Source organism: Exiguobacterium sp. S3, assembly GCF_018617295.1.
Taxonomy (GTDB): domain Bacteria; phylum Bacillota; class Bacilli; order Exiguobacteriales; family Exiguobacteriaceae; genus Exiguobacterium; species Exiguobacterium profundum.
Window position 1 is genome coordinate 345,548 of the sequence record NZ_JACSJW010000001.1, and the last position, 19,842, is coordinate 365,389.

A 19,842-nucleotide genomic window follows, 5' to 3' on the forward strand; every position below is an offset into this window, starting at 1 on the left:
GTTTCATCAAAAAAGACTAAGTCCCATCACGACTTAGTCCTCATGAAATGATTCAATTATTCTTAAACGATACATACGTGACGAAGTACGAGATAAACTCCGAGTTTTTCGGGCTTCGCTCACGCTCCGGTCGCCCTTCGAACATCTCATGATCGCGCATGCCGTTCTCCCATGCCGTCTTGATTGCATGACGCATTGCTCGTTCTACACGAGAAGATGTCGTCTCATGCTCTTTTGCGACCATCGGATATAATTCTTTCGTGATGAGACCGAGCAAATCTTGCCGTTCTCGCACGTAAATGACAGCTTGACGGATATACTTGAACCCTTTGATTCGCGGAGAGATTCCGAGTTGCTGAAGCAAGAGTGAGATTTCAATTTCTTCTGGCGTCATTCCGTCGAATTCTCGATTTGTTCCTTCTGACAATTCACGAATTTTCGTTAATAACTGTTGAATATTGAACGGTTTGACGAGAAAATAAGAGGCCCCGAGTTGCACGGCCTGTTTCGTCACTTCATCTTTTCCAAACGCGCTCAACATGATCACTTCCGGTTTGTCATCACCTAATTCTTCATTTAGGCGTTGCAATACTCCGATTCCATCCAAATGCGGCATGATAATATCGAGTAAGAGTACATCCGGTTGGTGTGTCTTGACGACATCCAAGCATGTTTCTCCATCGTGTGCCGTACCTACGACACGAAGATCAGGCTCAGATTCTAGTTGTCGGCTCAACAAATCGACGATTTCTCGATTGTCGTCCGCAATACATAATGTAATCACTTATGACACTCCTTTGATGAACTTCTGTTTTACTTGTTGTGACATCTCAAGTAATTCTTCGACGTGTTGCTTCGTCAAGTCTGTCATTTGAGCGCCAGCAATCATGCGACCCAATTCGTCGATTCGACTTTCACGGTCGAGGGACGTCACATTTGTTTTAGTCCGTTCATTCGTTTCGGTTTTAGTAATGTAAAGATGTTGGTCTGCCATCGCAGCAACTTGTGCCAAGTGCGTGATACAGAGGACTTGAGAGCCGACAGAAAGTCGGAAGATTTTTTCACCCATCGCCTGCGCGACACGTCCAGAGACCCCTGTGTCGACCTCGTCAAAAATAATGGAGGCCACTCCGACCGTTCTTGAGAAGATTGATTTGAGTGCGAGCATGACACGGGAAAGCTCTCCTCCTGAAGCGACTTTTGCGAGTGGTTTGAACGGTTCTCCAACGTTCGTCATCATGTAAAACTCTACGTCATCTAAACCATCTTGTTTAAGCGATGTAGTTTTAAAACGGACCTCGAACGCTGTTTTTTCCATATATAGTTCTTTCAACTCTCGATGAATCGCATGCTGAAGCGACTCCGCAGCCATCTTACGCGCTGAAGACAGTCTCTTGCCAGCTTCTCTTGCAATTTGCTCTAATCGAATGAGTTCATCTGAGAGCGTTTGTAAATGCTCTTCCCGGTTCGTCATCGACTTCAATTCATCCGACACTTGTTCGCCATAGGTGATGACTTCTTCGATGGTCGTCCCATACTTTCGTTTCAATTGCTGGAAAAGAGCCAATCGTGACTCAATCTCATCCAATCGAATCGGGTCAAATTCGAGCGAATCTAACTGGTCCCGGAGTTGAAACTTTGCATCCTCCAACAAATAATAAGCGTTAGAGATTGTCTCCGATACAGATGTCAAAGACGAAGAGAGCTGTGACGCCTCTTCCATCTCGCGCATCGCCACTCCGATTTGATCGAGTCCATTTGACTCCTCGGCAACCGCCTCATACGAGAGACGAATGTGTTGATGAATGCGTTCAAAGTTGGCCAATTCATCCCGTTCTTCTGTCAACGCCTGTTCTTCCCCAACTTTTAATTCAGCCGCTTCGATTTCTTTCGTTTGAAACGACAAAAGATCCATTCGTTGAGCAAGCTCCTGCTCACTTTGACTAAGACGCTTCAATTCATCGGCGACTTGTTTCCAGGCCGCAAATGCCGTTTGATATTCCTCGACTAACGGACTGATTTCTTTTTCGGCGAAATGGTCTAATATGCCAAGGTGAAATTCCGCATCCATTAAATGTTGATGTTCATGTTGACCGTGAATATCGACCAGGAGCCGTCCGAACTCCCGTAACGTCGAGAGCGGCATCATTTTCCCGTTCACACGGCAGACGCTCTTCCCGCTACTATGTAGGTCTCGACGTAAGATGACTGTCCCATCTTCAACATCGATGCCATATTGTTCGGCCGCTTCGATGACCGGGTGATCCGGTTCAATCATAAACAGACCTTCGATTTCAGCTTTATCTTGACCATATCGCACGAACTCACTTGAGCCACGTCCTCCAACAAGCAATCCAATCGCATCCAACAAGATCGATTTACCGGCACCTGTCTCACCTGTGAGCACAGTCATACCTCGATTAAACGGAATGTTTAATTCGTCAATAATCGCAAACTGTTTGATTGATAGTTCTGCTAACATACGTACGTTCACCTCATAACATTCCGAGTAGTCGATCGATGATTTGCTTCGCTTTCTCTTCATCACGTGCAATCATTAAAATCGTATCATCTCCACACACCGTTCCAATCAATTCATCCCAAGATAAATGATCGATCAAGACACCGATTGCATCAGCATTCCCCGGAAGCACTTTCATGACGACCAAATTTTGAGCAGAATCGACCGAGACGAAACTGTCACTAAGGATTCGCTTCATTTTACCGTATGGATTAAAACGTTGATCCGCAGGCAAGCTATATTTATACCGTCCATCGTTCAATGGGACTTTGACCAGATGTAACTCTTTAATATCCCTAGACACGGTTGCCTGTGTGACCGGATACCCCGAGCGACGTAGCTCATCCACTAACTCATCTTGCGTCTCGATTTCTCGATTCGTCACGATGTCTCGAATTTTAATCAATCGCTGTCCTTTGTTCATAAGCGCTGACACCTCATTTTTCGTTTCACATACACATTATCATTCTAAAGTATTGTCGAAAAAAGGTCTAGCATTCCAGGTGGGATTTCCACCATTCCCCATCTAGTAGACGAGTAAAGGAAAAAGCTACAGACGACGAGGTCTGTAGCATCATTTTATCCCTTAAGTTTGGCATGGGCCGCGTTTACGACCTCTTCGACTTGTAGCGATGGCGAGACGCCACCTACTCCTGTGTACCGAGCGAAGAGAAGAAACTCGATGTTCCCATCCCCTCCAGTGATCGGAGAGTAATCCAAAGCTTCGACAAAGAAGCCTTCCGATGCGAAGTATCGGACCATATCGCTTGCGACTCGTTCATGGACGTTACGGTCCCGAACAATTCCTTTTTTCCCGACATCGGCCTTCCCTGCTTCAAATTGAGGTTTGACGAGCGCCATGACGACACCGTCTTGCTTCAAAATTTGTTTCAACGGTGGCACCATCAGACGAAGCGAGATAAAAGAGACGTCAATCGTTGCGAAATCTGGTTTAATCGGGAACTGATCGGCCGTCGCGTGGCGGAAGTTCATCCGCTCCATGACGACGACGCGATCATCGCTCCGTAGTTTCCAGGCAAGCTGATTATAGCCGACATCGACCGCGTACATTTGAGTCGCGCCGTTTTGAAGCGCACAGTCCGTGAACCCACCCGTCGATGAGCCGATGTCGATTCCGACTCGTCCAAAGACATCGAGCGGGAAGACGTGGAGCGCTTTCTCGAGCTTCAAGCCGCCACGTCCAACATAAGGAAGAACTTGACCCTTCACTTCGAGAGGGATATCATCAAACACTTTATCGCCCGCCTTGTCTAGACGTTCTGTCCCACTATAGACGAGACCGGCCATGACCGACCGTTTTGCCTTTTCCCGTGTTTCAGCAAGTCCACGTTCGACGAGCAATACATCTAATCTAGTTTTCTTTCTTTTTTCCATAATCCCTCACACATTCTGTCGATTTGTCTCCATGACGAACCGTTCAATCGATTCCGCCATTTGGGCAGGTCGCAGTCCAATCTCTTCTAGGAGCTGGTTGACACCGCCATGCTCGATATATCGATCCGGAATACCGAGACGTTGAATCCGTGGAAACGCTCCGGCTTCATTCGCGTGTTCAAGCACGCTACTTCCAAAGCCACCGGCGAGAGCAGCCTCTTCTAATGTCACGAGCGGAATCCCCTCTGCATAAAGTGAAGTCAGCATCGCATCATCGAGCGGCTTGATGCTACGACAGTTAATGACGCGCACACTGAGCTTACCTTCTAATAGTGCTCGGACTTCGAGGGCGTCTTGCACTTGGGGACCGAACGTCAAGATAGCGACATCTGTCCCTTCTGCCTCGACTTCCCAATCATCGAGTGAAATTTCTTGAAGCGTCTCACTCATCGGAACACCGATCCCTTCACCACGCGGGAAACGAATCGCAATCGGTCCACCATCGTAACGGAGTGCAGAATAGACGAGTTGTTGTAATTCTTCTTCATCTTTCGCCATCAAAATTCGAATGTTTGGCACGTGACGCATGAAGGCGATATCGAACACACCTTGGTGCGTCTCTCCATCCGCTCCGACAAGTCCAGATCGGTCAATCGTGAACACGACGTTCAAGTTTTGACGACAAATGTCATGGACCAGTTGATCGTACGCGCGTTGGAAGAAGGTCGAATAAATCGAGACGACCGGTTTCAACCCTTGCGTCGCCTGTCCCCCAGCGAGGGTGACCGCATGTTGCTCGGCAATTCCGACATCAAACATACGCTCCGGGAATTTCTTCGTAAAGCAATCGAGTTTCGAACCGACACTCATCGCTGGTGTGATCAACGTCACCCGTTCGTCTGACTCCGCCACTTTCGTGATCGTCTCCGCGACGACTTTCGAATAGCTCGGTCCTTTCGGTTTGCCTTTGATGACTTCACCGGATTCAATTTTATAAGGTCCAAGACCGTGCCATGTTCCGACACCGTCCAATTCAGCCGGACGATATCCCTTCCCTTTTTTCGTAATGACGTGGACGAGAACCGGACCGTCGATTTTCTTCGCGTACTCAAGCGTTTCGAGCAAGTCTTTCAAATCATGCCCATCTGTAGGTCCAAAGTAAGTGAAGCCAAGTTCTTCAAAGAACGTTCCCGGAATGAGAGCAGATTTTAAGAGGTCCTTCACCCGTTCCCCGCTCCGTTCAAGTGAACTCCCGACGAGCGGGATGTGTTTGATGAGTGACTCCATTTCTTCTCGAGCATGCTTCAACTTGCGCGATGCCCGGATACGACCAAGCATATTATGCATCGCTCCTACGTTCGGCGCAATCGACATCTCGTTATCATTTAGAATGACAATCACGTTCTGTTTCTCGGCACCGATGTGATTGAGGGCTTCAAGTGCCATCCCCCCAGTCAAAGCACCGTCCCCGATGATGGCGATGGCACGATCGTTGGCGCGCCCTTTCAATTCATTCGCAATCGCAATCCCCATGGCTGCAGAGAGGGAAGTCGAACTGTGCCCTGTTTCCCACACATCATGCTCGCTCTCACAACGTTTCGGGAAACCACATAACCCATTGTATTGTCGGAGAGTATCAAACTGGTTCGTACGTCCTGTCAAAATTTTATGAACGTATGCTTGATGACCGACGTCCCATACGAGTTGGTCTTTCGGACTGTCAAATACACGGTGCAAGGCAAGCGTCAACTCTACAACTCCCAAGTTTGGCGCCAAATGCCCTCCCGTCACTGCCAATTTTTCAATCAAGAATCGTCTAATGTCTGAACCGAGCGATTCGAGCTCTGATACAGACATCCGTTTCAGGAACGACGGGTCTTGAATGGATGTCAAGTCCATAATGACCATCCTTTCTCCTCACATTTTACTGATTCGTACCTTACATTTTACAAGAATGTGACGGCATATGCCACACATTCCCCAAAACAAAGGTGACACGATGTGCTCATCGTGTCACCGAGGTCAATGATTTCGTTTCACTACAAATGATAGCATCTCAAGAAGCAACGGCGCTGGAACTGAAAGTGATTCAATTGCAGCGTGTGCCGCTCCCACTTCTTGCTCAAGAGCTTGCTTCGCTCCCTCTATGCCGAGAAGCTTCGGATAAGTCGTCTTGTCATTCAATTCATCTGAGCCGACGCGTTTTCCGATTGTTTGTTCATCTCCGACGACATCGAGGATATCGTCTTGAATCTGAAAAGCGATGCCAAGATGACGTCCGAACTGTTTGAGGTGCATCCGATCTTCCACCGATGCCCCTGCCAAAATCGCACCGGCTTCAAGTGCATAGACGAGTAGCGCACCTGTCTTCCGTTCATGAATGGATTGGAGCTCTTCAAGTGTGACGTCGTTCCGCTTTTCAGCCAGCATATCATCCAACTGCCCACCGACCATACCTGAGCTACCGGCCGCCAATCCGAAAATACGAATAATCTCGACGACATCTAGCGCAGGGAGTGGTATCTGTGTGAGAATACGGAATGCGTCCGTCAATAAGGCGTCCCCAGCCAAAATAGCGGTCGCTTCATCAAACTGACGATGATTGGTCGGTCGTCCACGACGAAGATCGTCATCATCCATGGCCGGCAAATCATCATGGATGAGTGAGTATGTATGAACCATCTCTAAACTCGCCGCCACCTCTCGTCCTCGCTCGAGTGACATGCTATACGTTTCAAGGACGGCATAGACGAGAGCAGGACGAATGCGTTTCCCGCCAGCCTCTAAAGAATACGTCATTGCGTCTCGTAATCGTTTCGGCATCTCACTCGACTCAATGAGTTCCTGCATCGCCAGTTCGACGGTCCGTTTCCACTTGTTCAAGTCATCGGTACGGTTCATGCGGATCCTCCCTTTTCACGAAGCGTCCCATCAAGTTCTAAAATTTCATCCATTTTTTTCTCGGCGGCAGAGAGTTTTGTCTGGCACAATGCAGACAAGCGGACACCTTCCTCATATAGGGTCATCGCTTCCTCTAATGGGACATCACCGCTCTCGAGTTGCGCGACGATCTGTTCGAGGCGCTCGAGCGCCGCCTCAAATGTCTGTTCTTTCTTCGTCACCGACAATCCTCTCCTTCACCTCAGCGATTGCATGACCATCCCGAAAACGAATCGAGACATCACCATCGCGTAATTGTTTCACGTTCTGCACATAGATCCCATCTTGTTCGATGAACGTATATCCACGTGACAAGACGGCGAGTGGACTGACTGCATGCAATCGTCCAACCTGTTGTGCAAATTGAAGCGTTGCTTGTTCTAATGGCTTCGTTCGACGGAGTCGCTCGACCATATGATTGACTTCTTCCCCTTGCTTGGACAACGTTTTTGAAAATCGTTTTACATCTAGCTGCTGTGACAACTGACGGAGCTGATGAGTGGCTTGGGTGAGATGTCGCCTCATCCCTTGCTCGAGACGGATTTCCGACTGGGCGAATCGTTCCCGTTTCTGAGATATCGTGTACCTCGGTGATTTTAATCCATAGCTATTGATCATCCGTTCCACACGGGTTCGCGAATCATCCAATTGGTCTTTGACGGCTTTGTGCAGATGGTTATCCAAACGTTCTACATCTTTTCGCTGCGCATCAATCATCGCGGTAGCAAGTTCAGCCGCCGCTGTCGGAGTCGCAGCCCGAACATCGGCAACGAAATCCGAAAGCGTAAAGTCTGTCTCGTGACCGACAGCAGAAATGATGGGAATCGTGGACGCATAGATTGCCTCCACCACAACATCTTCATTAAATGCCCAAAGCTCCTCAATAGAACCACCACCGCGACCGACAATGAGTACATCACAATCGGTGCGGTCGTTCATCCAGCGAATGGCAGAAGCAACTTGTGGAGCCGCCATTTCGCCCTGTACAGCAACAGGGGCGAACGTAATCGCCACATGTGGTGCACGACGTCGAAGTGTGGTTGCGATATCGTGTAGCGCCGCACCTTTTGGAGACGTCACGATTCCAACGCGTTCTGGAAACGTCGGGAGCGGGTGCTTCCGCTCCTCGTCAAACCATCCCATCTCCTCTAATTCACGCTTTCTCGCCTCATATCGCTCAAACAATAGACCGATTCCGTCTTGTCGCATCAATTCGACATATAGTTGGACATCTCCCGTAGCCTCATACATCGTCACCTTTGAGACGGCGATGACTTTCATTCCATCTTTCGGTTCGAATTGAAGTTGTTTGGCATCGCGAGAAAACATGACAGCTTTCATCCGAGACGCGTCATCTTTCAACGTGAAATAACAATGACCGGATGAATAACGTTTGAAATTTGAGATTTCACCGATGACCGCGACTTGTCGAAGCAATACATCATCATCAAGTTGTCGCTTCACATATCGAACAACTTCAGAAACCGGAAGTGGATTAGCCACGTGATGCAACCTCGACCGTATTATGCATGAGCATCGTGATGGTCATCGGACCGACACCACCCGGAACAGGGGTGATGGCACTCGCCTTCTCCTTAACAGCTTCATAGTCCACGTCACCGACTAGACGACCTTCGACCCGATTGACTCCGACATCGATGACAAGCGCGCCAGGTTTGACCATGTCTGCTGTGACTAAACCAGCGCGTCCGACAGCGACAATCAAAATGTCCGCTTGGCGTGTCATCTCACCGAGGTCAGCTGTTTTTGAATGACAATATGTGACCGTTGCTGATTCATTCAAGAACAACATGCCTACCGGTTTACCGACAATCTGACTACGACCGACGACGACAACGTGCTTTCCGGCGATCTCGGTCTGTGTTTTTGCGAGATGCAAGATGCCGTGCGGCGTGCACGGGAGTAGCGTATCAAGTCCGAGCATCATCTTCCCAACATTCTCAGGATGAAAGCCATCGACGTCCTTTTCTGGGGAGATGCGCATGATGACTCGTGATTCGTCGATGTGTTTCGGCAGAGGGAGTTGCACGAGAATCCCGTGAACTTCTTCATCCGCATTCATCAAGTCAATCAAGTCAAGCAATTCCTTCTCGCTAATCGTCTCATCAAAACGGAGGACTTGTGAATCGATTCCGATTTCTTCTGCCGCCCGTTCCTTCCCGCGTACATAGCTATGACTTGCTGGGTCATCCCCAATCAACACGACTTTCAGTTTCGGTACGATGCCACGTGCGCGAAGTGCTGCCACACGTTCTTTTAACGTTTCTCGATATGATGCTGCCACTTGTTTCCCGTCGATCACTACTGCCATCTCTCTCATCCCCCGTTGTCTTTAGGTTTTTCTGTAGTTGGTCTGGTGTCTTATCTCTATTTTTTTAGTCTTCTTTAATGATGTTACCGAGTACGCCATTCACGAGTTTGCCGGCTTCTTCGTCCGCGAACGATTTCGCGAGTTCGACCGCTTCGTTGATGGTGACGTTTTCTGGAATCGTCTCGACGTATAACAATTCGAACGTTGCCATTCGAAGAATCGTACGCTCGACGTTTCCGAGGCGATCTAACCGCCAGTTTTTCAAGTTTTCAACTAGTAACGCATCGATATCTTCAATATGTTCTAGCGTCCCTGTGACGAGTTGTTCGTAAAACGGATCAGACTCTTCTCCATCCAATGCGAACTCGATTGCTTCGTCCACCTCTAATTTAGATACTTCGATTTGAAAAAGCGTTTGAATCGCTTTCTCTCGTGCTTCATGACGTTTCATTCAGTTACTCTCCTTTTACATGCTTTCATTGTGATAGTTTAGCATAAAGCACTCATAAATTCAGTACAAAAAACCAGGAAACCGAAATAATGTTCGGGCTTCCTGGTTCACGTTATTTTGCCAATGACATTTCTTTTTCAACGAATTTCGTATCGAACGTACCGATGCGGAACTGCTCATGTGCCATGACTTGTTGATGAAACGGAATCGTCGTTTTAATTCCCGAAACCGTAAACTCATCCAAAGCACGCAACATTTTCAGAATGGCCTCATCACGCGTTGGTGCATGAACAATCAACTTCGCTACCATCGAGTCATAGAACGGCGGGATCATCGCTCCTGCATAGAGTCCGCTATCGACACGGACACCCATACCGCCTGGAACGATATATTGGTCAATCTTCCCTGCCATCGGACGGAAGTCCATAAATGGGTCCTCCGCGTTGATTCGACATTCGATGGAATGTCCTGAGAACGTAATGTCCTCTTGTGAGATGGCAAGCGGATGTCCGAGCGCCACTTCAAGCTGCGCTTGAACGAGATCGAATCCTGTGATCATCTCGGTGACGGGATGCTCGACTTGGATCCGGGTATTCATCTCCATGAAATAAAACTCGTTTGATTCTGGAACGTAAATGAACTCGATTGTTCCCGCTCCCGAGTACTGAATGGCTTTTGCCGCTTTGACGGCAGCATCCCCCATCAATTGACGTGTCGTTGCATCAATCGCAGGTGACGGCGCCTCTTCAACTAGTTTTTGCATGCGACGTTGGATTGTACAATCACGTTCACCTAAGTGAATGACGTTACCGAATTGGTCGGCAAGAACCTGCACTTCGACGTGACGGAACGACTCGATGAACTTTTCGAGATACACGTCACCATTCCCGAACGCCTGCTTCGCTTCTTTACGTGTCGCGACCAATCCTGAAACGAGTTCGTCCTCGTCTCGAGCGACGCGAATGCCACGTCCTCCACCGCCGGCTGTCGCCTTGATGATGACCGGATAACCCATCTCACGCGCGAGTTCCATCGCTTCTTCGTCTGTGACGACACCACTTGAACCTGGAACGACAGGAACCCCTGACTCGATCATCGTTCGTTTGGCTTCATCCTTGATTCCCATTTTGCGAATCGCATAGCTGCTTGGGCCGACAAATTGAATTCCACACGCCTCGCACATCTCAGCGAACTCGGCATTTTCAGCCAAAAAGCCGTAACCCGGATGTACCATCGTCGCATCCACGGCGCAGGCGACTGATAAAATATTTGGGATATTCAAATAGGAGTCTTTCGATGGATTCGGACCGATGCAATAAGCCTCGTCAGCCAGATGAACATGTAACGCTTCACGATCTGCCTCAGAGAAGACAGCGACCGTCGGAATATTCAACTCTTTTGCTGCACGTATGATTCGAACCGCGATTTCCCCGCGGTTAGCAATTAATAATTTCATAACGACCTCACTTCACGCTGAAGAGCGGTTGACCGAATTCGACGAGATCGCCATCGGCGACTAACACCTCTACGATTTCGCCACTGATTTCCGCTTCGACATCGTTAAACAGTTTCATCGCCTCTAGAATACAAACGATTTGTCCTGACTCGACACGGTCGCCGACGTTCACGAACGCTTCTTTATCCGGGGCCGGACGTGAATAGAACGTTCCAACCATCGGCGAGGTGATAGTACGATAAGACGCCTTTTCTTGCGTCGGTTCTTCTGTTTGTTCATTTACTTGAGGAGCAGGCGCAGGCGGTGCGAATGCTTGTGTCTGCATGATAGGCGCGCTCACTGTTTGTTGCGCTTCTTTCTTTAATGACAGTTTGAAATCAGATGTTTCAAGCTCCATTTCATGGACTGATGATTGGTCCAATAATTGAATAAGCTCTTTAATTTGATCGATTTGCATCTTTCTTACCCCCTGTTTATACCTGGTACTAATCTCTCCTTCACTATAACTGGTCAGACCAATGAATGCAACGAGAAAAAAAGAGCGCCCATTCATTCGAATGAGCACTCGTAAGGATTAACCGTTATAACGACCCATGAACTCTCCAGTACGTGTATCGACTGTCACTTTTTCACCTGGTTCGATGAAAAGTGGCACTTGAATGACATGTCCTGTTTCCACTGTCGCGTTTTTCTTCACGTTCGATGCCGTGTCACCTTTTACGCCTGGGTCTGCTTCGACGATTGTCAAGACAACGCTCGTTGGAAGCTCGATTCCAAGAATCTCCCCTTCGTAGTCCGCGATGCTGACTTCCATGTTCTCAAGCAAATATGGAAGTGCTGATTTGACTTGAGCGCTTGTCAATTCAAGTTGCTCGTATGATTCATTGTCCATGAAGACATACGTGTCGCCCATTGGATAAAGATATTGCATGCGTTTACGCTCGATGTGTGCGCGTTCGATTTTTTCTCCACCACGGAACGTCGTTTCTTGGATTGCACCGTTACGCAAGTTACGCATTTTCGTACGAACGAATGCCGCTCCTTTACCCGGTTTTACGTGTTGGAACTCGATGACTTGCCAAATCGAACCGTCAGACGTTTTGACCGTCAATCCTGTTTTTAAATCGTTAACTGATACCATATTGATTTCCTCCTAAATTCAGATGAAGCTTATGCCTCGATCGTAATTAACTCTTTTGGCGACTGTGTCAGACGGTAGCATCCGTCTTCTGTGATGACGACATCGTCTTCAATCCGGCAACCACCGACACCGTTGATGTAAATACCCGGCTCGATCGTTACGACCATACCAGGTTCGAGCACCGTTTCCGAACGGAACGATAATCCTGGGGCCTCATGCACTTCCATTCCAAGACCATGTCCTGTCGAGTGGCCGAAGTACTCGCCATATCCAGCTTCTTTAATAATATCGCGTGTCAATGCATCCGCTTCAATGCCAGTGATTCCGGCACGTGTGCCTTCTACACCAGCAAGTTGGGCACGAAGTACCGTATCGTAGATTTGACGCAACTCATCCGAAATCGGACCGATTGCAAGCGTACGCGTGATATCTGAGCAGTACCCTTTATAGTAAGCACCGAAATCAAGCGTAACCAATTCTCCAGATTCGATGACTTTATCACTTGCCACACCGTGTGGTAGCGCCGAACGGAGACCCGAGGCGACAATCATGTCGAACGATGACGAGTCAGCGCCTTTTGAACGCATGAACATTTCGAGTTCGTTCGCGACTTCTCTCTCGGTACGACCAGGACGAATGAACGTCTGGATATGGGTGTACGCCGCATCAGCGATTGCCGCAGCTTCCTTCATAATCTTAATCTCTGATTCATCCTTAATCAAGCGCAGTTTTTCTACGATTCCAGACGTTTCAATAAGTTGAGCGTCGACATCTTTTTCATAGGCACGATATTGCCCCACTGTCATCGCATCCTGCTCGATGCCAAGGCGCTTGATGGATTCACGGGACACGACATCTGCTACCGACTTGATGAGTGATGTATCAAGCTCAATGATGTCGTACCCTTTTACTTGATCGTTCGCTTGTTCCGTGTAACGGAAGTCCGTGATGAAACTTGCCGAATTCGACGTGATGACGATGACACCGCTCGACCCGGTGAAACCAGATAAGTAGCGGATATTCTCACGTTTTGTGACGAGTAATGCATCAATCTCGTTTTTTCCTAACTGTGCTTGCAGTTTGTTTACGCGTTCAATCATGTCGATTCCTCCAATGTTCGATTAGTGCATGCAGCGCTAACGTATAGCTCGTGAGTCCAAAACCGGTAATGACACCGATACAGACGGCAGCAAGTTTCGACTCATGCCGAAAAGCTTCGCGTGCATGCACGTTCGAGATATGTACTTCAACGACTGGGGCAGCGATAGCGGATATGGCATCCCGGATCGCGATTGATGTATGCGTATAGGCACCTGCATTCAATATGACACCCTCATAATCAAAAGCGTCATGTAGCGCATCAATTAAATCTCCCTCATGATTCGATTGTTTAAAGGTGAGTTCGACGTCTTCTGGAGCGCGCAGCATCAGTTCTGCCGCCAAACCTTTCAACGACACCTCGCCATATACATCCGGTTCACGATGACCCAGTAGATTTAAATTCGGTCCATTTAAAACTAAAATCCGCAACCTTCTTCCCCCCCTCGTTCGTCAAGTCTCATCTATTGTAACAAATTTATCGAAAGAACGTGAATTGAGCCTTCTGCCCTTTCGTTTTTTTTACAAATCACGGTATAATTCAAGTACAACATTTGAATTTGAAGAATCGAGGAAAGTGAATGAATTCCAAACCAACCATCCCAGTCGGGGGACAGGCGCTCGTGGAAGGCGTCATGTTTCAAGGCCGCTCTGAAAGCGCATCTGCCATCCGGCGAAAAGATGGCTCGATTGAAACATTCGAGCAAGCACGTATTCTTGTCCCTTGGGTCCAATCTTTAAAAAAAGTACCTTTCTTGAGAGGGATTGTCGCGCTGTATGAATCGTTAAAGAACGGTTCTGCACATATGAACTTTGCGAGCGATCGATATGATGTCGATCCAAGTGAAGATACGAACACGAACGAAGACCAAAAACAGAGCATATGGATGATTGCCTTCATCGCAATCGTCGGTGTCATCTCGTACGTTTTTGGTAAATTGATTTTCAATGTGACGCCAGCACTTCTCGCGGCCATGTTTCAAGACGTACCTTTATTTTCCGGACATGTGATTCAAAACCTCCTTGAAGGGGGAATAAAATTAGTATTGTTACTCAGCTACCTTTACTTGATATCATTGACGCCACTCATTAAGCGTGTCTTCCAATATCACGGCGCTGAGCATAAAGTCATCAATTGCTATGAGTCCGGGCGTCCGGTCACGGTTGAACAAGTACGCCAAAGCTCGCGATTGCATTATCGCTGTGGCTCAAGCTTCATTTTATTCACCGTCTTCGTCGGGATTGGCGTTTACATGATTGTGCCAATCGATCCGCTCTGGTTGCGACTCATCAGCCGAATCGCGCTATTGCCGGTCGTCATCGGAATCTCATTTGAAGTCCTGCAGTTTACCAATCGTTTCCGCGACCATCGCTTTCTGTCATTCCTTGGCAAACCAGGCCTGTCGCTCCAATTATTGACGACACGAGAGCCAAATGATGAGCAGATTCAAGTCGCGATTGAAGCATTTGAGACATGGGAACGAAAAGAGTTAGGAGAATCGGTCATTCATAGAGAGGGATAAGAGGAGGAAGCACCATGATCAGACAAAGAGTCGGTTCGATCGCTGCAACAATCGTGTTTATCCTTGGCTTCATCGGGGTCGGGCATATGCTTGCCACCGATCCAGGTCGCCTGTTTAGACAATTGTTGTTCATCGGAATATTCGGGTTAGTCTTTTATGTGATCTATCGCGTCTTCATGGCACCACGTATGTCTGCAGAAGATGCACGCTATCGTAAAACCGCGCAAGCCTCAAAAAAACGAATGCAGGGAAGTCGTGGTCCTCAAGTCAAACCTTCCGCTTCCGCTAAAAACCGGAAAGGGAAGAAACCTGGTTCGAACGTCACCAAGTTATCTAAACGTTCAACCGTACATCGTAGCAATCCACCACACCTAACAGTGATTGAAGGTAAAAAAGGGAAGAAGAAAAAGAAAGCAAACATGTAAAAGGAGCGCCACGGCGCTCCTTTTTATGTTGTTTCTACATATCCGATATATGGCAGATTCCGATATTGTTCCGCGTAATCGATCCCATACCCGATGACGAACTCATCAGGAATCTCGAATCCGACATAGTCTGCGTCCAACTGAACGAGTCGACGCGCCGGCTTGTCGAGAAGCGTACAAATTTTCAACTGTTTCGGTTGATGGAGCTCCATATGTTTACATAAGAATTTCAACGTCTGTCCCGTGTCGATGATGTCCTCGATAATGACAACATACTTTCCTTCCACATCTAAATCCAAGTCCTTTCGAAGTTGCACACTCCCACTCGAGACCGACTTTTTCCCGTAAGAAGACGTCGCGACCGTATCGAGCTGAACGCTCCCTTTCATGTATCGCATCAAGTCTGCCGCAAAGACCATCGAGCCTTTTAATACGGCGACGATCACAATCGGTATCCCATCTGCATCGTTCTCAATCTCTTCAGCCAATTCTTTCACACGTTTTTGAATCTGCTGTTCATCAAACAGTTTTCCTTTAATTTGAATCTCCATTTATCCGGCGAATGTTCGCCGTCACCCCCTATCTATTCAATCCACGATTCATCTTAACATAATGACGGCTAAAAAATATACATTCTAAGATAAATATGAATGTTTCGTTCGTATTTTAGCGATATTGAGCAAAATAAAAAGCATCAATCGAGTTAGATTGATGCTTTTTACATATTATTCTTCTGAAGCTCGTTCTTGTTCCCGAAATTCTCTAAATTGATTCATGAGTTCAGGCTTATCTTCAAAAAATTCCACAAACTGTGTCATGCAGTCGAGCGTGTTCGAACTGAGATGGTGTTCGATACCCTCGACATCCTCGTACACATCTGATTCATCTACTCCGATTAGACGTAAAAAAGACTCGAGCATCGCATGACGCTCGACCAATCGCTTCCCTACTTTTTGACCCTTTTTTGTAAGCATGAGACCACGATACTTTTCATACACAAGATATTCTTCACGGTCCAACTTTTGAACCATTTTGGTGACAGAGGAGGGATGGACCCCTAAATGTTCCGCAATATCAGATACACGCGCATAGCCTTTCTCTGACATCAATAAATAAATACGTTCTAAATAATCTTCCATACTCGGCGTCGGCATGGGCACGACCTCCCCTAATGTTCCGGTTTCCATTCCTTATTTTATCCTAATTAGAATGAAATCGAAAGGGAAAGCCCCGATTGATTGAGTCAATCATTGTCTCATGACCTTAATTTCATTATAATGAGATATGGTAACTTTGAAAGAGAAGGGAAGAACATCTATGGGACTCGAAACAATCCTCGTCATCCTCCTATGGGTTGCCTTGATCGCCTACATCGTATGGCGTTTCATGCCAGCTCGCGGGTTGAAAAAAATGAAACAAGAAGAATTCCGTGCCTCACTCCGTAAAGGTCAGTTAATTGACGTGCGTGAACCGAACGAATACAAAGGTGGACATATCGTTGGTGCCCGGAATATCCCGGTCGGCCAAATGAAACTACGCATGAAAGAACTGCGTAAAGATCAACCGATTTTAATTTACTGTCAAGGTAGTTCACGTTCAAACCAGGCGGCTAAACTCCTGATGAAGAACGGATACAACAATATCTACATGCTCGAAGGCGGCTTCAAGAACTGGAAGGGCAAGATTAAAAAAGCATAAAAAAACGGGCGGGTCGATACAATCATCGACTCGCCCTTTCTTTATTTTACAGATGACGCCTCACGACGCTCATATTTCAAGACCGGTTTACGGGCAGCGAGTGTCTCGTCCATCCGTTTAACGACCGTCGTATGAGGAGCAGTCTGAACGATTTCCGGATTCTCTTCCGCCTCTCTGGCAATTTGGAGCATCGCATCACAGAACGCATCGAGTGTTTCTTTTGATTCTGTCTCTGTCGGTTCCACCATGATACATTCCTCGACATTTAATGGGAAATAAATTGTCGGTGGGTGGTAACCGAAGTCAAGAAGGCGTTTAGCGATATCGAGTGTACGAACACCAAGGGCTTTTTGACGCTTCCCAGACAAGACAAATTCGTGTTTGCAATACGTATCATATGGCACGTCGAACGCATCTTTTAGTCGCGCAAACATATAGTTGGCGTTGAGGACCGCTTCACGGGATACCCGCGTCAATCCTTCTGCGCCCATTGTCTTGATATAGCTGTACGCTCGAACGTTGATCCCGAAGTTTCCATAGAATGGTTTGATTCGCCCGATTGAATGTGGTCGGTCGTAATCGAGACCATATCCATCATCTGTTTTCGTCACAATTGGAGTCGGTAAGAATGGAATCAAGTCACGCTTCACCCCGACTGGACCTGAGCCTGGACCTCCACCGCCGTGAGGCCCTGTGAACGTCTTATGCAAGTTCAAGTGGACGACGTCAAAGCCCATGTCCCCAGGACGTGCGATTCCAAGAATCGCGTTTGAGTTCGCGCCATCATAATACAGCTTCCCGCCAGCTTCATGAACGACTTTTGAGATTTCAAGGATATCCGCTTCAAATAGTCCAAGCGTATTCGGGTTTGTCAGCATGAGAGCAGCCGTATCCGCTCCAACTTTTGACTTCAAATCATCCAAATCGACGAGACCGCGCTCATCCGACTTGACGGTCACCGTCTCGAATCCAGCAACGACTGCGGACGCCGGGTTTGTCCCGTGCGCCGAATCTGGTACGAGTACTTTCGTACGAGCCGTATCCCCATTACGCTCATGGAACGCTTTAATCAACATAAGCCCCGTCCATTCCCCATGGGCACCTGCCGCTGGTTGGAGTGTGACTTCGTCCATCCCCGTGATTTCAGCGAGTTGCTCCTGTAAGTCCACCATGAGTTCGAGCGCACCTTGAATCGTCTCAACCGGTTGCAACGGGTGAATATGTGCAAACCCAGGAAGACGAGCCATATCTTCGTTCACTTTCGGATTATATTTCATCGTACACGAACCGAGCGGATAGAAACCTGAATCGACCCCATGGTTTCGAGTAGATAGAGACGTGTAATGGCGAACGACATCGAGTTCAGATACTTCCGGAAGTTCCGCCGCCTCTTTCCGAATCATCGTAGCCGGTAACAACGTCTCAAGGTCAACCTCCGGGACAGTCGGTGTCGGCAAATTATATCCAGTTCGTCCTTCACGTGATACTTCAAAAATTAGCGTTTGCTCGTGTTGCATTATTTCATCCCCCCAACCACTTCGACAAACTGATCAATCTCTTCTTTAGTGCGCAATTCCGTCGCGCAAACCAACATTTGTGTCTGACGCTCCCCTTCATACGTACCAAGCGGTAGACCACCGATCATGCCGCGCTCGAGTAGATGGCGCGATACTTCTTCTGCATCACGTCCAAAATCCACGACGAACTCATTGAACATTGGTCCTTCGTCCACGATGTTGAATCCTGCAGCTTTTAACGCTTCTTTCATATAATGAGCGGTTTGAATATTCCGAACAGCCATATCACGAATTCCGTATTTTCCTAGAGCGGACATCGTGATTGAAGCAGCCAATGCATTAAGTGCTTGGTTTGAACAGATATTGGATGTCGCTTTATCACGGCGAATGTGTTGTTCCCGCGCCTGAAGCGTCAACACGAATCCGCGTTTGCCGTCCTCATCGACCGTTTGACCGACTAGTCGGCCCGGTAGTTTACGCATCAAAGATTTTTTGACCGCGAAGTATCCACATGACGGTCCACCAAAACTTTGCGGAATACCGAATGGCTGTGCATCTCCGACCGTGATGTCCGCACCGAGTGCTCCTGGTGACTCAAGAATCCCGAGGGCGAGCGGGTTGCTCGAAACGACGAATAGCGCGCCGGCTTCATGAGCCAATTCTGCTAATTTTTCTAAGTCTTCAATACGACCGTAGAAGTTTGGATATTGTACGACAAGACACGATGCATCCGTCAAATCGAGGTCAGATACATCCGTCACCCCGTTCTCCACGTCTGTGTAATCAACGGATAGACCTGGTCCGTCAGCATACGTACGTATTACATCCTTTGCTTCAGGATGCACTGCACCAGAGACGACGACACGTTTTTTCTTCGTCTGCGCGCTCGCTAGGTAAGTCGCCTCAGCGAGAGCCGTGATCCCGTCGTACATCGAAGAGTTCGCGACGTCCATCCCTGTCAATTCACAAATCATTGTTTGGAATTCGAACATCGCCTGAAGTTCACCTTGTGAAATCTCAGGTTGATATGGCGTATACGCCGTATAGAATTCAGAACGCAAAAGCATATGGTTCATCACACTTGGCGAAAGATGATCGTACATCCCTGCTCCAAGGAAGCTCGGGTATGATTTCGTATGTTTGTTTTTATCAGCCAACTTCGTCATGTGACGAACGAGATCGACTTCCGGAAGCGGAGTCCCAATCGCCGCCAATGATGCTTGTTCGCGAAGTGTTTCTGGAATATCTGAAAGAAGCGCTTCGATTGAATCGACGCCGATTGTCTCTAACATGTCTCGTTCATCTTGTTCGGTCATCGGTAAATAACGAAATTCCATTCTGTTCA

Annotated in this window: 22 protein-coding genes; 3 read left to right on the forward strand and 19 right to left on the reverse strand. The window is 47.8% G+C overall.

Annotated features, from left to right (window positions below; translation table 11 throughout):
- Positions 1–52 precede the first annotated feature (52 nt).
- The 15 genes from spo0A to aroQ form a co-directional block, all read right to left on the reverse strand.
- The gene (gene spo0A, locus KNO65_RS01870; RefSeq protein WP_074036711.1) at positions 53–784 is read right to left on the reverse strand and encodes a sporulation transcription factor Spo0A; all 732 of its coding nucleotides are present in this window, start codon (positions 782–784) and stop codon (positions 53–55) included.
- Positions 785–2,482: a DNA repair protein RecN gene (gene recN / locus KNO65_RS01875; RefSeq protein ID WP_214690772.1), complete on the reverse strand. Its 1,698-nt coding sequence runs from the start codon at positions 2,480–2,482 to the stop codon at positions 785–787.
- Between the two features lie 13 nt (positions 2,483–2,495).
- Positions 2,496–2,945: a transcriptional regulator AhrC/ArgR gene (gene ahrC / locus KNO65_RS01880; RefSeq protein WP_012726567.1), complete on the reverse strand. Its 450-nt coding sequence runs from the start codon at positions 2,943–2,945 to the stop codon at positions 2,496–2,498.
- Positions 2,946–3,100: 155 nt separating this feature from the next.
- The gene (locus tag KNO65_RS01885) at positions 3,101–3,916 is read right to left on the reverse strand and encodes a TlyA family RNA methyltransferase (protein ID WP_214781439.1); all 816 of its coding nucleotides are present in this window, start codon (positions 3,914–3,916) and stop codon (positions 3,101–3,103) included.
- Positions 3,917–3,922: 6 nt separating this feature from the next.
- Positions 3,923–5,815, reverse strand: coding sequence for a 1-deoxy-D-xylulose-5-phosphate synthase (dxs, locus tag KNO65_RS01890; protein ID WP_196431845.1), 1,893 nt, complete (start codon positions 5,813–5,815; stop codon positions 3,923–3,925).
- A gap of 123 nt (positions 5,816–5,938) precedes the next feature.
- On the reverse strand, positions 5,939–6,817 hold the full coding sequence (locus tag KNO65_RS01895) for a polyprenyl synthetase family protein (RefSeq protein WP_214781441.1): 879 nt from the start codon (positions 6,815–6,817) through the stop codon (positions 5,939–5,941).
- The gene (gene xseB, locus KNO65_RS01900) at positions 6,814–7,038 is read right to left on the reverse strand and encodes an exodeoxyribonuclease VII small subunit (protein ID WP_012726571.1); all 225 of its coding nucleotides are present in this window, start codon (positions 7,036–7,038) and stop codon (positions 6,814–6,816) included. Before xseB ends, KNO65_RS01895 begins: the two co-directional genes overlap by 4 nt.
- Positions 7,013–8,359, reverse strand: coding sequence for an exodeoxyribonuclease VII large subunit (xseA, locus tag KNO65_RS01905; RefSeq protein WP_214781443.1), 1,347 nt, complete (start codon positions 8,357–8,359; stop codon positions 7,013–7,015). Before xseA ends, xseB begins: the two co-directional genes overlap by 26 nt.
- Positions 8,352–9,188, reverse strand: a complete 837-nt coding sequence (gene folD, locus KNO65_RS01910; RefSeq protein ID WP_196430850.1) for a bifunctional methylenetetrahydrofolate dehydrogenase/methenyltetrahydrofolate cyclohydrolase FolD — start codon at positions 9,186–9,188, stop codon at positions 8,352–8,354. Before folD ends, xseA begins: the two co-directional genes overlap by 8 nt.
- Positions 9,189–9,252: 64 nt before the next feature.
- Complete coding sequence (gene nusB / locus KNO65_RS01915; RefSeq protein WP_078147109.1) at positions 9,253–9,639, reverse strand: transcription antitermination factor NusB; 387 nt, start codon at positions 9,637–9,639, stop codon at positions 9,253–9,255.
- Positions 9,640–9,751: 112 nt separating this feature from the next.
- Positions 9,752–11,095, reverse strand: coding sequence for an acetyl-CoA carboxylase biotin carboxylase subunit (accC, locus tag KNO65_RS01920; protein WP_214781445.1), 1,344 nt, complete (start codon positions 11,093–11,095; stop codon positions 9,752–9,754).
- Positions 11,096–11,102: 7 nt separating this feature from the next.
- Positions 11,103–11,552 (reverse strand): acetyl-CoA carboxylase biotin carboxyl carrier protein, encoded by a 450-nt coding sequence (gene accB, locus KNO65_RS01925; RefSeq protein WP_012726576.1) that lies wholly within the window; start codon positions 11,550–11,552, stop codon positions 11,103–11,105.
- 117 nt (positions 11,553–11,669) lie between these two features.
- The gene (gene efp / locus KNO65_RS01930; RefSeq protein WP_012726577.1) at positions 11,670–12,236 is read right to left on the reverse strand and encodes an elongation factor P; all 567 of its coding nucleotides are present in this window, start codon (positions 12,234–12,236) and stop codon (positions 11,670–11,672) included.
- 29 nt (positions 12,237–12,265) lie between these two features.
- The gene (locus KNO65_RS01935; RefSeq protein WP_214691267.1) at positions 12,266–13,333 is read right to left on the reverse strand and encodes a M24 family metallopeptidase; all 1,068 of its coding nucleotides are present in this window, start codon (positions 13,331–13,333) and stop codon (positions 12,266–12,268) included.
- The gene (gene aroQ, locus KNO65_RS01940) at positions 13,329–13,766 is read right to left on the reverse strand and encodes a type II 3-dehydroquinate dehydratase (RefSeq protein WP_214781447.1); all 438 of its coding nucleotides are present in this window, start codon (positions 13,764–13,766) and stop codon (positions 13,329–13,331) included. The genes KNO65_RS01935 and aroQ overlap by 5 nt, the downstream gene beginning before the upstream one ends.
- A gap of 149 nt (positions 13,767–13,915) precedes the next feature.
- Between aroQ and KNO65_RS01945 the strand changes: the two genes are divergently transcribed.
- On the forward strand, positions 13,916–14,857 hold the full coding sequence (locus tag KNO65_RS01945; RefSeq protein ID WP_214690765.1) for a DUF1385 domain-containing protein: 942 nt from the start codon (positions 13,916–13,918) through the stop codon (positions 14,855–14,857).
- 14 nt (positions 14,858–14,871) lie between these two features.
- Positions 14,872–15,282 carry an SA1362 family protein gene (locus KNO65_RS01950; protein ID WP_159562465.1) on the forward strand — a complete coding sequence of 137 codons (411 nt, stop codon included), beginning with the start codon at positions 14,872–14,874 and terminating at the stop codon, positions 15,280–15,282.
- A gap of 23 nt (positions 15,283–15,305) precedes the next feature.
- Here the strand turns inward: KNO65_RS01950 and hpt are convergent, their stop codons facing one another.
- Together hpt and mntR are read right to left on the reverse strand one after the other, a co-directional pair.
- Positions 15,306–15,833 (reverse strand): hypoxanthine phosphoribosyltransferase, encoded by a 528-nt coding sequence (hpt, locus tag KNO65_RS01955; RefSeq protein WP_214781449.1) that lies wholly within the window; start codon positions 15,831–15,833, stop codon positions 15,306–15,308.
- A 174-nt stretch (positions 15,834–16,007) separates the two neighbouring features.
- Complete coding sequence (mntR, locus tag KNO65_RS01960) at positions 16,008–16,436, reverse strand: transcriptional regulator MntR (RefSeq protein WP_214781451.1); 429 nt, start codon at positions 16,434–16,436, stop codon at positions 16,008–16,010.
- 163 nt (positions 16,437–16,599) lie between these two features.
- Between mntR and KNO65_RS01965 the strand changes: the two genes are divergently transcribed.
- Entirely contained in the window at positions 16,600–16,980 is a 381-nt protein-coding gene (locus KNO65_RS01965; protein WP_012726584.1) for a rhodanese-like domain-containing protein, read from the forward strand.
- A gap of 41 nt (positions 16,981–17,021) precedes the next feature.
- Here KNO65_RS01965 and gcvPB read toward each other — a convergent pair whose 3' ends face one another.
- Together gcvPB and gcvPA are read right to left on the reverse strand one after the other, a co-directional pair.
- On the reverse strand, positions 17,022–18,497 hold the full coding sequence (gene gcvPB / locus KNO65_RS01970) for an aminomethyl-transferring glycine dehydrogenase subunit GcvPB (protein ID WP_196430853.1): 1,476 nt from the start codon (positions 18,495–18,497) through the stop codon (positions 17,022–17,024).
- Positions 18,497–19,834 (reverse strand): aminomethyl-transferring glycine dehydrogenase subunit GcvPA, encoded by a 1,338-nt coding sequence (gene gcvPA / locus KNO65_RS01975; RefSeq protein WP_214782072.1) that lies wholly within the window; start codon positions 19,832–19,834, stop codon positions 18,497–18,499. The genes gcvPB and gcvPA overlap by 1 nt, the downstream gene beginning before the upstream one ends.
- Positions 19,835–19,842: the final 8 nt, after the last annotated feature.